Below are 11,965 nucleotides of genomic sequence, written 5' to 3' on the forward strand. Positions count from 1 at the left end.
TCACGATCGCCGTGCCGCCACCGGTCGCGGCCCCCGCGGGCGCACCGGCGGCGACCTGCGTCGGCAGGACCAGGACTGCACCCGCCAGCAGGGGCGCGTCGGCAGGCAGGGCGTTATGGGCGGCCAAAGCCGCCGCATCCAGCCCAAGCCGGGCGGCGATCGATGCAGGCGTGTCGCCCGCCTGCGCGACCGCGACTTGGCCGCTGGAAAAGCTGATGACGCCGCGTGCGTCGGGCGCCGGACGGGGTGCCGCGGCTGCGGCCGCGGGGGCGGTGTCCATGCCCCCGATCAGCCCGCGCAGGTCGGGGTCGAAACTGCCGTCCGGCCCGCAGGCCGTCAGCGCCAGCACGGCCAGCATGGCGCAGCCGGTCCGAATATCACGTCTTGTCATGGTCCTGTCCTCGGCCTGCCTGATGGTGGCCGGGGGTCATGTCTGGCCCAACCCCTCGACCAGCGGAACGAACCGCACCTGCCGCAACTCGTCGTAATCGAAACCCTCTTGGGTCCGCGTCACGCGGATCAGGGTCTGGACCGCGTCCGACTGTCCGACAGGCACCACCATGATACCGCCGATCTTCAGCTGTGCCAACAGGGGCCCGGGCGGATCCTCGGCCGCGGCGGTCACAAGTATGCGGTCGAAGGGGGCCTGGTCGGGCAGGCCCCGCGATCCGTCGGCCACCTGCGCGATGATGTTGTAGAGGCCCAGTTCGCGAAAGATCGCCTCGGCCTCGTGGACCAGGCGGCGGTGGCGGTCGACGGTGTAGACGCGCCGGCACAGCCCCGACAGGACCGCGGCCTGGTATCCCGAACCGGTGCCGACCTCCAGCACGGTGTCGCGGGGACCGACGTCCAGGGCCTGGGTCATCAGGCCGACGACCGAGGGCTGGCTGATCGTCTGGCCGCAGGGGATGGGCAGGGGGGTGTCCTCATAGGCGCGGTCGGCGAACTGGCCGCGCACGAACAGGCCGCGGTCGATCCCCTCCATCGCGGCCATGACCCGCGGATCGGTGACCCCGCGGGACCGCAGCTGAAAGACGAACCGCATCTTGCGTTCCGCGTCGTCGTCCTCGTCGCTCATTCGGCGGCCCGTGCCAGCGGATCGTCCAGCGCTGCCGCCAGTCGGTCCAGCGACGCATGGCAGGTCAGGTCCGCCCGCATCGGCGTGACCGAGACGAACCCCTCCATGTTGGCGGCCACATCGGTCCCGTCGCGCGCCGGCGCCTGCTGCGACCCGCCCGCGATCCACATGAACCGGCGCCCGTTCGGCGCGCTGTAGGGCTGGGCGGCAAAACGCGATCCCTGGCGCTGGCCCTGGGGTGCGACGCGCAGGCCCCGGACCTCCGCGGCCGGGACCGGCGGAAAGTTTACGTTGTAGAACAGGCGGAAGTCGGCATCCGTCGACCAGTCGCCATGATCCAGAAGGCGGCGGATCACCGCGGCTCCATGGGTGCGCGCGCCTTCGAAGGGGTCGGCAAGGTCCGCGGTGCGCGGGCCCAGGTACTGCGACAGCGCGATCGCGGGCAGGCCCTGCAGCGCGGCTTCCATCGCGCCGCCGATGGTGCCCGAATACATGGCATTCTCTCCGGCATTGTTGCCGCGATTGACGCCCGACAGCACCAGGTCGGGGGCCACGCCCACGATGTCGCCCAGTGCCGCCAGAACGCAGTCGGCTGGGCTGCCCTCGGCGGCATAGCGGCGTTCGGCCAGGCGCGCGACCATGGTGGGGTGGGTATAGCTGATGCAATGGCCCACGCCCGACTGCTCGAACGCGGGCGCGACGGTCCAGACCTCGCCATGCGGGCCGGCCAGTTCGGTGGCGATCTGGTGCAGCACCTCCAGGCCCGGGGCGTTGATCCCGTCGTCATTGGTGATGAGAATGCGCATCCTGTCCCCTGTTCCGGCTGACCGCGCCCCTGCGCACGCGGATGTGACCCGATCTGCTTAGCGGGGGCGGCTTTCTGCTTCAACCCGTTCCTGCGCCGCAGGGCGGAAGCGGTTTGACGTCGGGCGCGCCGCGTTGCATCGTGGGACGGTGCGCAACGGGCCGGGATGCGATGCAGATCTTTCTTCCCATCGCCGAAGTCTCGGTCAACGCCTTCACCCTGATGGGGTTGGGCGGGCTGGTGGGCGTCATGTCCGGCCTGTTCGGCGTCGGTGGCGGCTTCCTGATCACGCCACTGCTGTTCTTCATCGGCATCCCGCCCGCCATCGCGGTGGCGACCGGCGCGAACCAGGTGGTCGCATCGTCGGTGTCGGGCGTACTGGCGCACATGAAGCGCAAGACCGTGGATTTCCGCATGGGGGGCGTCCTGCTGGCCGGCGGCATGGTCGGATCGGGCCTGGGGGTCGTGGTCTTCAATATCCTGCAGCAGCTGGGCCAGGTCGAGCTGGTCGTCCAGCTGTGCTATGTCGTCTTCCTGGGCCTGATCGGCGCGATGATGCTGCAGGAGAGCCTGCGGGCCTTGTTGCGTGCGCGCCATCCCACGGGGCGGCGGCGCCTGCACCAGCACATGTGGGTCCACCGCTGGCCGCTGAAGGTCAAGTTCCGTGCCTCGGGCCTCTATATCAGTGTCATTCCGCCCCTTCTGGTCGGGGTCGCGGTGGGGGTTCTTGCCGCGATCATGGGCGTCGGCGGCGGCTTCATCATGGTGCCGGCGATGATCTATCTGCTGGGCATGCCCACCAAGGTCGTGGTGGGAACGTCGCTGTTCCAGATCACCTTCGTGACCGCCTTCACCACGCTGATGCACGCGGTCAGCTACAACACGGTCGACGTGATGCTGGCGGTGCTGCTGATCGTGGGGGGTGTCATCGGCGCGCAGATCGGCACCACGCTGGGCGCGCGCCTGCGGGCCGAGCAGCTGCGCATCCTGCTGGCGCTTCTGGTGCTGGCGGTCTGCGGCAAGCTGGCGCTGGACCTGTTCCTGACACCTGACGACCTGTTCGTCATCACCACGCGGGGGCAATGATGCGGGGGGTCGTCCTGGCGATGATGCTGGTGCTGCTGCCGGGCGCGCTGATGGCGCAAGGGGCGGGATCGACCATGCCCACGGACCCGGATGCGGGCCTGATCCCCCCGGTGGACGCCCCCCAGGTCTGGCCGCTGTTCCCCGATCCGGGGTCGCCGCGCGGTGATCCGGTCGCCCCCGCCGACCAGGGGGGGGAGCAGGTGGTGGCGGGCCTGTCGAACAGCGCCGTGGCGATCACGACCAGCTTCGATGGCAGCGACATCCTGATCTATGGCGCCGTGCGGCGCGAGACGCCGATTCCCAACGGCCCCCTGGACGTGATCGTGACGATCGAGGCCCCGTCCGAACCGCTGACCATCTGGCAGAAGGCCCGCCGCTTCGGCATCTGGGTCAACACCGAACGCGTCGATGTGGGGGCCGCGCCCAGCTTCTATGCGGTGGCGACGACGCGGCCCCTGGACGACATCCTGGCGCCGGACTGGGACAACCGGTACCGCATCTCGCTGCCGCTGGTGCTGCGCGCCTTCGCCGGCGCCCCCGAGGTCGAGGATACGCTGCCCTATACCCAGGCCCTGCTGCGCCTGCGCCAGCAGAACGGCCATTACCGGATGGAGGAGGGGGCCGTGACCCTGGTCGAGGACACGCTGTTCCGCACGGACATCCGCCTGCCTGCCAACCTGATCGAGGGCGATTACCGCGCCCGCATCTTCCTGCTGCGGGAGGGGGCGGTGATCGACGCCTATGGCGCCGCGATCGAGGTGCGCAAGGTGGGCCTGGAACGCTGGCTGTACCGTTTGGCCTTCGACCAGCCGCTGCTCTATGGCTTGATGTCGCTGGCGGTGGCGGTGATCGCCGGCTGGGGCGCCTCGGCCGCGTTCAGGAAGCTGCGGCGAGCGTGATCGCCGATCATCTTGGCTGCGGGGCAGCGGCGTAGGGTCTGCCTGCAATGTTAATCCCGCGTCTGCACGTCTTGATGGGCTTACGTGGCAATAGTCGGGGGCACTGCATGATACAGTTTGCAGCCTTTCTGGCTGTCGAGCCGTCCGGGTATGCCATCCGCGGGATCGATCAGTCGGCCTGACCGGCGGGCCGGCGCATGTGGTCAATGTATCCTATGGCCCAACGTCGTTGATCGTCGAGGCGGAACTGGAGGCTTGGAGCCCGCTCGAATGCACGGCACCGGGCGGTACAAGATTCAATGGTGGACAACGGACCGCAGACGGCGGCAGCGGAGGGCGGTGCTCGATATTGCAGGGTGACCGACGGCGGGCCCGTCGGAGGACCGGAACTGTTCCGGCGTTTGATCGGTAGGAGCAACCCAGAGGGTCATTTTGTCCCCAGCAAACCGACTTTGGACCTGCATCGGCCGCATGGCTGTAGAAACAGCAATGCGTGCGAATGAGGAACTGCGCTGCGCATGCGCTTCCGGCGCCACGCGGTAACGCCCGCTAAGGTGACGCACGGGCCGGTGCGCCGGTTGACGGCGCGCGTCGCGTCACCCTTCGGACATACCGGGATGCCCGGTGGGCGGTACTGCTGGAGTTCGAGGGGAGGCAAGGTTCAGGGCGGCTGACCGGGATGGCTGCCGTGGCCAGGACCGTCCATGGTCCGGCCATCGGCAGGCCTCACCCGCGGTCATACGATAAGGCCCCGCGATCGCTCGCGGGGCCTCTCCTCCCTCGTGGTGCGGGCCGTCCCCCTCCACTGGTCCGGCCCGCGGGGGGTCTTCAGGCGCCGATCAGGTCGGACTGGCGCAGGGTCACCTCGGCCTGCTTGATCGACGCGATGTCGACCAGGCGGCCCTTGTAGACGGTGGCGCCGGCGCCTTCGGCCTTGGCCTTCTCCATCGCGGCCAGGATCTCTCGCGCCTCGGTGACGGCGGCCTCGCTGGGCGAGAACACCTCGTTGGCCAGTGCGATCTGGCTGGGATGGATGGCCCATTTGCCGACCATGCCCAATGTGGCGCTGCGCAGGGCTTGGGCGCGGAACCCCTCGGGGTCGCTGAAGTCGCCGAAGGGGCCGTCCACAGGCAGCAGCCCGTGCGTGCGGCACGCCGCGACGATGGCGGTCTGGGCCCAGTGCCACGGATCGGGCCAGTATTTCTGGCCGTCCCGGATCATGTAGTAATTCTCCTGCGTGCCGCCGATGCCGGTGGTGGCCATGCCCATGGACGCCGCGAAATCGGCAGCCCCCAGGCTGATCGCCTGCAGGCGCGAGGACGCGGCCGCGATCTCCTCGACATGGCAGATGCCGGCGGCGGATTCGATGATGACCTCGAAGGCGATCGGCTTGGTACGGCCCTTGGCGCGTTCGATGGCGGTGACCAGCGCATCGACGGCATAGATGTCGGCCGCGCATCCCGCCTTGGGGATCATGATCTGGTCCAGCCGATCACCAGCCTGTTCCAGAAGATCGACCACGTCGCGGTACCAGAAGGGCGTGTCCAGCCCGTTGATGCGCACCGACAGCGTCTTGGTGCCCCAGTCGACGTCGTTGATCGCCGCGATGATATTGGCGCGGGCCTGGTCCTTGTCGGCGAGCGCGACCGAATCCTCCAGGTCCAGGTTGATCACGTCGGCGGCAGAGGCGGCCATCTTGGCGAACAGCGCGGGGCGCGATCCGGGGCCGAACAGCTGACAGCGGTTCAAGCGCGCGGGGGGCAGGGGCTGTTGGCGAAAGCTCATGGCAGGGTCCTGTTCGACAAGATTCGGGCCTGCCATCGGTAATAATGTTGCGCTGCGGTTGCAGCAAGCCCTATTTCCGCAATGCGGCATCGGGCGCGGTTCTTGACGCAGCGGGGCTTTGGGCGCAGGACCGGGCCCGAACACGCGACGGCACGGAGGCAGCGATGACGCGGACGGTCTATGTGAATGGCGATTACACCCCCGAGGATCAGGCCATGGTATCGGTCTTTGACCGGGGGTTCCTGATGGCCGACGGCGTCTATGAGGTGGTCAGCGTGCTGGGCGGCAAGCTGATCGATTTCGAAGGGCACATGGTGCGGCTGAAGCGGTCGCTGTCGGAACTGGCCATCGCCAATCCGCTGTCGGACGACGCGTATCTGGCCGCGCATCGCGACCTTGTGGCGCGGAACGACATCACCGACGGGTTGGTCTATCTGCAGGTGACCCGCGGCAATCCGGGCGATCGCGATTTCGCCTATCCGTCCGCGGACACGGTGCCGACGGTGGTGATGTTCACGCAATCGAAGCCCGGCCTGGCCGACGCCCCCGCGGCGAGGACCGGGTGGAGCGTCGTCAGCGTCGATGACCTTCGCTGGGGTCGGCGCGACATCAAGACGGTGCAGCTGCTGTACCCGTCGATGGCCAAGATGGAAGCCAAGGCGCGCGGTGCGGACGATGCCTGGATGGTCGAGGACGGGCGCGTGACCGAGGGAACCTCGAACAACGCCTATATCGTCAAGGGCAACACGATCGTGACGCGGGAACTGAGCCACGACATCCTGCACGGGATCACCCGCGCGGCGGTGCTGCGTTTTGCCCGCGAGGCGCAGATGCAGGTCGAGGAGCGCGCCTTCACCATTGCCGAGGCGCAGGAGGCGGACGAGGCCTTCATCACCTCGGCGTCGGCCTTCGTCATGCCGGTCGTGGCGATCGACGGGGCGCGGGTAGGGGCGGGCACGGTCGGCCCGGTGGCCACGCGCCTGCGCGAGATCTATCTGGAAGAGAGCCTGAAGACCGGGGTCTGAGTTGCGTCCCGCGACGGCGGGGGGCCAGCCCCCCGCACCCCCCGGCGGCGTCACAACCCGCTGTCGGCCAGCACCTTTGTGATCACCGGCGCCAGCCTGTCGGCCCAGATCTGCTGGCCTTCGGGGGTGGCGATCAGGTCATTCCGGACCTCGATCAGCATGTTCGGGCGGCCGTGGCGCAAAGCGTGGCGATCGACGCTGTCTCCGTCCAGATGCCCGTCATAGGGCTGGTTCTCTCCGGTGATCCAGCCCTGATCGCGGCAGGCGGCGACCATCGCCGGGCCAAGACGCGGATCGGCATGCGAATAGAGGATGCCCACCTGCCACGGCCGGGGCGGGCGCCCCCGCAACTGCGGCGTGAAGCTGTGGACCGCGCAGATGCAGCGGTCCGGGTGCAGCGCCGCGACCCGGGCCAGCGCGGCATGATAGGGGCGGTGCAGCCGGTCCAGCCGGCGCCGGCGTTCGGCCGCGTCCGCCAGGCGGTTCGTCGGGATCACCGTCCCGTCATAGAGCCGCATCAGCAGGGTGGGGTCGTCCTCTCCGCGGTTCGGGTCGATCACAAGCCGCGAGAAATCGGACAGGATCGCCGGCGCGTCCAGCCGTTCGGCCAGCCGTTCGGTCAGCCCGGCCGCGCCGACGTCATAGGCGATGTGGCGGGCCATGTCGGCGGGCGCGATGCCCAGGGTGCCGCCGCCGACCCAATCGGGCACGCGGTTCGTGGCGTGATCGCAAGTGATCAGCCACCGCGAGGGGCGGTCCTGACCCAGGATGCGGAAGGGCGTCGCTGTCGTGTCATCGGTCATGATGCAGGCTGTCTACGACGGATGGCGGACAGACGCCAGTTGCCGACCATCGGCATTTGCGGCATAGATAGCGCTAAACCTGAGACAAGGGCGGGATGATGAGACGACATCGCAACGTGAAGATCGTGGCAACCCTGGGACCGGCATCATCGTCGAAAGAGATGATCCGCGCCCTGTTCGATGCCGGGGCCGACGTGTTCCGCCTGAACATGAGCCATGGCAGCCATGACGATCACCGGGCACGCCACGACACGATCCGCGAGATCGAGGCCGAGACGGGCCGTCCCATCGCCATCCTGGCCGACCTGCAGGGCCCCAAGCTGCGCGTGGGTCCCTTTGCCGCCGGGCCGCACGAATTGGCCGTGGGCGATCATTTCCGCTTTGACCTGTCGCCTGATCTGGGCGATGCGACCCGCGTCTCGTTGCCGCACCCCGAGATCTTCGCGGCCCTGATCGAGGGGTCGGAACTGCTGGTCAACGACGGCAAGATCCGCCTGACGGTGCAGAAATGTGGACCCGATTTCGCCGATTGCGTGGTCACGGTCGCAGGTGCGATCAGCGACCGCAAGGGCGTGAACGTTCCGGACGTGGTGCTGCCTCTGGCTGCGCTGTCGGACAAGGACCGCGCCGACCTGGAATTCGCCTGCGAGTTGGGCGTGGACTGGCTGGCCCTGTCCTTTGTTCAGCGCGCCGAGGACGTCGAGGAGGCCAAGACCCTGGCCAAGGGTCGCGCCGCGATCCTGTCCAAGATCGAGAAGCCCGCGGCCGTGCGCGCCTTTGACGAGATCCTGCAGGCGTCCGACGGGATCATGGTCGCGCGCGGCGACCTGGGCGTCGAGCTGCCGGTCCATTCGGTGCCACCGATCCAGAAGCGCCTGGTCCGCCTGTGCCGCAGCGCCGCCAAGCCGGTGATCGTGGCCACGCAGATGCTGGAATCGATGATCGACAGCCCGATGCCCACCCGCGCCGAGGTCAGCGACGTCGCCAACGCCATCTATGAAGGCACCGACGCCGTCATGCTGTCCGCCGAGAGCGCCGCCGGCAGCTTTCCGGTCGAGGCGGTGCGCACGATGGACAACGTCGCCCGGTCGGTCGAGGCCGACCCGAACTATCGCTCGATCATCGAGGCGGCGCGCAAGGCCAGCCTGTCGTCGGTCCCCGACGCCATCGTGACCGCCGCGCGCGAGATCGCCGAGACGACCGACGTGGCCGCCATCTGCGCCTTCAGCCAGTCGGGCAAGACGATCAGCCTGATCGCCCGGGAACGGCCCCGCGTCCCGATCCTGGCGCTGTCGCCGATCCTGACGGTCACGCGCCGCATGGTGCTGACCTGGGGGACGCATTGCGTGACGACCCCGCGCATGTCGCGCTTCAAGGAGGCCGTGATCATCGGCACCCGCGCCGCCCGCGAATACGGCTTTGCCGACGAGACGCGGCAGGTCGTGGTGATGGCGGGCGTGCCCTTCAACGTGCCGGGCACGACGAACATCCTGCGCATCGCCCCCTGCGATGACCGCTTGATCTTCGCCACCGACCCGGAATAACGCTGGGGCCTTGAAACCCGGGGGGTGGTGATGTCCGATCTTCTTTTGCTGGCAGGGGTTGCCCTGTGCCTTCTGTCCGTGGTGCTTGCGGTGGTCCAGCTGCTGCAGACGCAGCCGCCGCGCGCGGCGATCCTGGCGCTTCTGGGCGGGATCGTGCTGCTGTTCGCGGGGGCCTGGATGGATCCCGAACCCTTCAGCCCGGCCGACATCCCGGCCGCGCTGGACACGGTCACCGGCGGCGCGCCCGCGTCCTGACCCCTTGCGCATTCCCGCGCGCCTGTGTAAGGCGACGCTTCCGTTCCCGTGCGGCCGGCCGACATGGCATTGCCGAGCCGCGCGTTCACTCTGATGAAGGAGATGAAAATGCCGAAGATGAAGACCAAATCCGCTGCCAAGAAGCGGTTCTCGATGACGGCCTCGGGCAAGGTCAAGGCAGGTCAGGCCGGCAAGCGCCACGGCATGATCAAGCGCACGACCAAGTTCATTCGCGACGCGCGCGGCACCACCATCCTGTCGGATGCGGATGCCAAGATCGTCAAGAAATACATGCCCTACGCTCGCTGATCAGGAGAACCACACATGTCCCGCGTTAAATCCGGCAAGGTGACCCACGCCCGTCACAAGAAAGTCCTTGATCAAGCCAAGGGCTACTATGGCGCGCGCTCGCGCAACTTCCGCACCGCCACCCAGGCCGTCGACAAGGCCAACCAGTACGCGACACGCGACCGCAAGAACCGCAAGCGCAACTTCCGCGCGCTGTGGATCCAGCGGATCAACGCCGCCGTCCGCGCCGTCGATGCCGAGATGACCTATTCGCGCTTCATCAACCTGCTGTCGAAAGCCGGCATCGAGGTTGACCGCAAGGTCCTGGCCGACCTGGCCGTGAACGAACCCGACGCGTTCGGCGCGATCGTGGCACAGGCCAAAGCCGCCGCCTGATCGCGGCCACCGCATTGCCGCAAAGGCCCGTTCCCGATCCGGGAGCGGGCCTTTGTCATGCGCGGAACCCGCATGCGTGTCGGGCGTTCATCCCCCACAGAGACACACCCATCAAGGAGATCCCCATGGGCGAGATGACCGACAAGGCGAAAGCCGCAGGGAACAAGCTGGCAGGCAACGTCAAGGAGGGCATCGGCAAGATGACTGACAACGAGCGTCTGGAAGCCGAAGGCAAGGCCCAGCAGGCCAAGGGGACCGCACAGAACGTGTCGGGCACCGTCAAGGGCAAGCTGGGCGACGACATCTGATCGTCATCCATTGTCTGGAAAGGCCCCGCGATTTCGGGGCCTTTGTCATGTGGTGCGTCACCCCAGCAGCAGTTTGGCGGCGATGGACCACATGACGACGGCGATCACCGCCTCCAGGATGCGCCAGGCGGTGGGGTTGGCAAAGACCGGCCGCAGCCAGGCGGCGCCATAACCCAAGGCGAAGAAGAACAGAAACGACCCCGTCACCGCGCCCGCCGCGAACGCGTCGCGGTCCTCTGTGAACCGGGTCGAGATCGTGCCCAGCAGCACGACCGTGTCCAGATAGACGTGCGGGTTCAGCCATGTCAGCGCCAAGCAGGCCAGCACCGTTCGCCGCAGCCCGCCCGGTCCGCGCCCGCCGCCTGCCTCCAGCGCCCCGGTCGCGCTGATCGCCGCGCGCAGGCTGCGCGCCCCGTACCAGATCAGGAACGCCGCCCCTGCCACGCGCATCACCGGGTCGATCCAGGGCAGCAACTGCGCGATGCGGCCAAAGCTTGTGACGCCCAGCACGATCAGCACCGCATCCGACAGCGCGCAGGTCAGGCAGACCGCCAGCACATGATCCCCGCGCAGGCCCTGGCGCAGCACGAAGGCGTTCTGCGCACCGATCGCCACGATCAGGCTGAGGCCCGTCATCAGGCCGGTCAGAAAGATCGCAGGGCTCATGGGACGTCTCCGGTCATGGGGTCGCGGTTGCTCTAGCCGCCCCTGCCGGATTAGACAAACTCATGCTGCTAATGCCGGGTAAGGAAAACTGATGCTGGATTATGCCGCTGCCCGTGCCGTTGCGACGATCGTGCGGACCGGCAGCTTCGAGGCCGCGGCGCGGGCTCTTGGGGTGACGCCTTCGGCGATCTCGCAGCGGGTCCGAAATCTGGAGGAGCGGTTGGGCACCGTCCTGATCCGTCGCGGACAGCCCTGTACCGCGACCGAAGCCGGAGCCCGCCTGTGCCGCCACATGGACCATGTGGGCATGCTGGAACAGACCTTGGCGCAGCACCTGCCGGGGATGGCCGACGGGGATGTCGCGCGGGTCACGGTGACGATCGCGACGAATGCCGACAGCTTGGGCACCTGGCTGATGCCCGCCCTGGCCGCCCACGCGCGCGACAGCGGGCACCTGTTCCAGATCGCCATCGACGACGAACAGCACACCGCCGACGGGCTGCGGCAGGGCAGGGTGCTGGCCGCCGTGACGTCGCTGGACAGCCCGGTGCAGGGCTGCGCGGTGCGGCCCCTTGGGCGGCTGCGCTATCACGCGACGGCCAGCCCCGATTTCATGCGGCGGCATTTCCCTGACGGGGTGACGGCGGCGGCGCTGGCCCGTGCGCCGGCGCTGGCCTTTGATCGCAAGGACGGGCTTCAGCTGGCTTGGGTCCGGCAGGTCACGGGGCAATCGCCGGTGCTGCCCGCGCATGGCCTGGCCTCGACCCAGGGTTTCGTGGATGCGTGCCGCGCGGGGCTGGGCTGGGGGCTAAACCCGGAGATGCTGGTCGCCGATGATCTTGCCTCGGGTCGGCTGGTGCAGATGGTGCCGGGCACGCCGCTGGATGTGTCGCTGTACTGGCAGATCGGGCGGCTGGCTGCGGATCGGCTGTCCGGGCTGACGCGCGCGGTGCAGGCGGCGGCGGCCGCGGCCCTGCTGCCCGCGACATCTGGGCCGCTGTCCAACGGTTGACCCGCAGCCCCCGCG

Annotated in this window: 15 protein-coding genes; 9 read left to right on the forward strand and 6 right to left on the reverse strand. The window is 68.3% G+C overall.

Annotated elements, in window-relative coordinates; genetic code table 11:
- From FHD68_RS05465 to surE, 3 genes are all read right to left on the reverse strand, one after another.
- A partial coding sequence (locus FHD68_RS05465; protein ID WP_341872750.1) for a LysM peptidoglycan-binding domain-containing protein occupies positions 1-391 on the reverse strand: 391 nt, incomplete at its 3' end.
- Between the two features lie 36 nt (positions 392-427).
- Entirely contained in the window at positions 428-1,078 is a 651-nt protein-coding gene (locus FHD68_RS05470; protein WP_045981481.1) for a protein-L-isoaspartate(D-aspartate) O-methyltransferase, read from the reverse strand.
- Complete coding sequence (gene surE, locus FHD68_RS05475; protein ID WP_127897968.1) at positions 1,075-1,884, reverse strand: 5'/3'-nucleotidase SurE; 810 nt, start codon at positions 1,882-1,884, stop codon at positions 1,075-1,077. Before surE ends, FHD68_RS05470 begins: the two co-directional genes overlap by 4 nt.
- A 170-nt stretch (positions 1,885-2,054) precedes the next feature.
- Here surE and FHD68_RS05480 point away from each other — a divergent pair, with 170 nt between their 5' ends.
- The gene (locus FHD68_RS05480) at positions 2,055-2,969 is read left to right on the forward strand and encodes a sulfite exporter TauE/SafE family protein (protein ID WP_045981483.1); all 915 of its coding nucleotides are present in this window, start codon (positions 2,055-2,057) and stop codon (positions 2,967-2,969) included.
- Complete coding sequence (locus FHD68_RS05485; RefSeq protein ID WP_244297767.1) at positions 2,969-3,868, forward strand: TIGR02186 family protein; 900 nt, start codon at positions 2,969-2,971, stop codon at positions 3,866-3,868. Before FHD68_RS05480 ends, FHD68_RS05485 begins: the two co-directional genes overlap by 1 nt.
- Before the next feature lie 828 nt (positions 3,869-4,696).
- Here FHD68_RS05485 and FHD68_RS05490 read toward each other — a convergent pair.
- On the reverse strand, positions 4,697-5,653 hold the full coding sequence (locus tag FHD68_RS05490; protein ID WP_127897969.1) for an L-malyl-CoA/beta-methylmalyl-CoA lyase: 957 nt from the start codon (positions 5,651-5,653) through the stop codon (positions 4,697-4,699).
- A gap of 164 nt (positions 5,654-5,817) precedes the next feature.
- On the opposite strand from FHD68_RS05490, the gene FHD68_RS05495 reads away from it, so the two are divergent.
- Entirely contained in the window at positions 5,818-6,678 is an 861-nt protein-coding gene (locus tag FHD68_RS05495; RefSeq protein ID WP_127897970.1) for a D-amino-acid transaminase, read from the forward strand.
- A gap of 50 nt (positions 6,679-6,728) precedes the next feature.
- Here FHD68_RS05495 and FHD68_RS05500 read toward each other — a convergent pair whose 3' ends face one another.
- A complete protein-coding gene (locus FHD68_RS05500; protein ID WP_127897971.1) occupies positions 6,729-7,481 on the reverse strand; it encodes an N-formylglutamate amidohydrolase in 753 nt (250 codons plus the stop codon).
- A 98-nt stretch (positions 7,482-7,579) separates the two neighbouring features.
- On the opposite strand from FHD68_RS05500, the gene pyk reads away from it, so the two are divergent.
- The 5 genes from pyk to FHD68_RS05525 all read left to right on the forward strand — a co-directional run bounded on the left by pyk (position 7,580) and on the right by FHD68_RS05525 (position 10,272).
- Entirely contained in the window at positions 7,580-9,025 is a 1,446-nt protein-coding gene (pyk, locus tag FHD68_RS05505) for a pyruvate kinase (protein WP_046000136.1), read from the forward strand.
- A gap of 30 nt (positions 9,026-9,055) precedes the next feature.
- Entirely contained in the window at positions 9,056-9,280 is a 225-nt protein-coding gene (locus FHD68_RS05510) for a hypothetical protein (protein ID WP_045981488.1), read from the forward strand.
- A 108-nt stretch (positions 9,281-9,388) separates the two neighbouring features.
- Positions 9,389-9,589 (forward strand): 50S ribosomal protein L35, encoded by a 201-nt coding sequence (gene rpmI, locus FHD68_RS05515; RefSeq protein ID WP_042244892.1) that lies wholly within the window; start codon positions 9,389-9,391, stop codon positions 9,587-9,589.
- Between the two features lie 15 nt (positions 9,590-9,604).
- On the forward strand, positions 9,605-9,964 hold the full coding sequence (rplT, locus tag FHD68_RS05520; RefSeq protein WP_045981489.1) for a 50S ribosomal protein L20: 360 nt from the start codon (positions 9,605-9,607) through the stop codon (positions 9,962-9,964).
- A gap of 125 nt (positions 9,965-10,089) precedes the next feature.
- Positions 10,090-10,272, forward strand: coding sequence for a CsbD family protein (locus FHD68_RS05525; RefSeq protein ID WP_045981490.1), 183 nt, complete (start codon positions 10,090-10,092; stop codon positions 10,270-10,272).
- A 57-nt stretch (positions 10,273-10,329) separates the two neighbouring features.
- Here the strand turns inward: FHD68_RS05525 and FHD68_RS05530 are convergent, their stop codons facing one another.
- Positions 10,330-10,938: a LysE/ArgO family amino acid transporter gene (locus FHD68_RS05530; RefSeq protein WP_127897972.1), complete on the reverse strand. Its 609-nt coding sequence runs from the start codon at positions 10,936-10,938 to the stop codon at positions 10,330-10,332.
- Between the two features lie 91 nt (positions 10,939-11,029).
- Between FHD68_RS05530 and FHD68_RS05535 the strand changes: the two genes are divergently transcribed.
- Entirely contained in the window at positions 11,030-11,950 is a 921-nt protein-coding gene (locus FHD68_RS05535; protein ID WP_127897973.1) for a LysR family transcriptional regulator ArgP, read from the forward strand.
- Positions 11,951-11,965: the final 15 nt, after the last annotated feature.

The sequence above is a fragment of the Paracoccus marcusii genome (assembly GCF_006151785.1).
GTDB lineage: Bacteria > Pseudomonadota > Alphaproteobacteria > Rhodobacterales > Rhodobacteraceae > Paracoccus > Paracoccus marcusii.

Bases quoted from the DNA above. Each gene is read 5' to 3' on its own strand.
- FHD68_RS05510 (WP_045981488.1), top strand. From the start codon at position 9,056: ATGTCCGATCTTCTTTTGCTGGCAGGGGTTGCCCTGTGCCTTCTGTCC.
- rplT (WP_045981489.1), top strand. From the start codon at position 9,605: ATGTCCCGCGTTAAATCCGGCAAGGTGACCCACGCCCGTCACAAGAAA.
- FHD68_RS05530 (WP_127897972.1), bottom strand. From the start codon at position 10,938: ATGAGCCCTGCGATCTTTCTGACCGGCCTGATGACGGGCCTCAGCCTG.
- FHD68_RS05480 (WP_045981483.1), top strand. From the start codon at position 2,055: ATGCAGATCTTTCTTCCCATCGCCGAAGTCTCGGTCAACGCCTTCACC.
- FHD68_RS05495 (WP_127897970.1), top strand. From the start codon at position 5,818: ATGACGCGGACGGTCTATGTGAATGGCGATTACACCCCCGAGGATCAG.
- FHD68_RS05490 (WP_127897969.1), bottom strand. From the start codon at position 5,653: ATGAGCTTTCGCCAACAGCCCCTGCCCCCCGCGCGCTTGAACCGCTGT.
- FHD68_RS05500 (WP_127897971.1), bottom strand. From the start codon at position 7,481: ATGACCGATGACACGACAGCGACGCCCTTCCGCATCCTGGGTCAGGAC.
- FHD68_RS05525 (WP_045981490.1), top strand. From the start codon at position 10,090: ATGGGCGAGATGACCGACAAGGCGAAAGCCGCAGGGAACAAGCTGGCA.
- FHD68_RS05470 (WP_045981481.1), bottom strand. From the start codon at position 1,078: ATGAGCGACGAGGACGACGACGCGGAACGCAAGATGCGGTTCGTCTTT.
- rpmI (WP_042244892.1), top strand. From the start codon at position 9,389: ATGCCGAAGATGAAGACCAAATCCGCTGCCAAGAAGCGGTTCTCGATG.
- surE (WP_127897968.1), bottom strand. From the start codon at position 1,884: ATGCGCATTCTCATCACCAATGACGACGGGATCAACGCCCCGGGCCTG.
- pyk (WP_046000136.1), top strand. From the start codon at position 7,580: ATGAGACGACATCGCAACGTGAAGATCGTGGCAACCCTGGGACCGGCA.
- FHD68_RS05535 (WP_127897973.1), top strand. From the start codon at position 11,030: ATGCTGGATTATGCCGCTGCCCGTGCCGTTGCGACGATCGTGCGGACC.
- FHD68_RS05485 (WP_244297767.1), top strand. From the start codon at position 2,969: ATGCGGGGGGTCGTCCTGGCGATGATGCTGGTGCTGCTGCCGGGCGCG.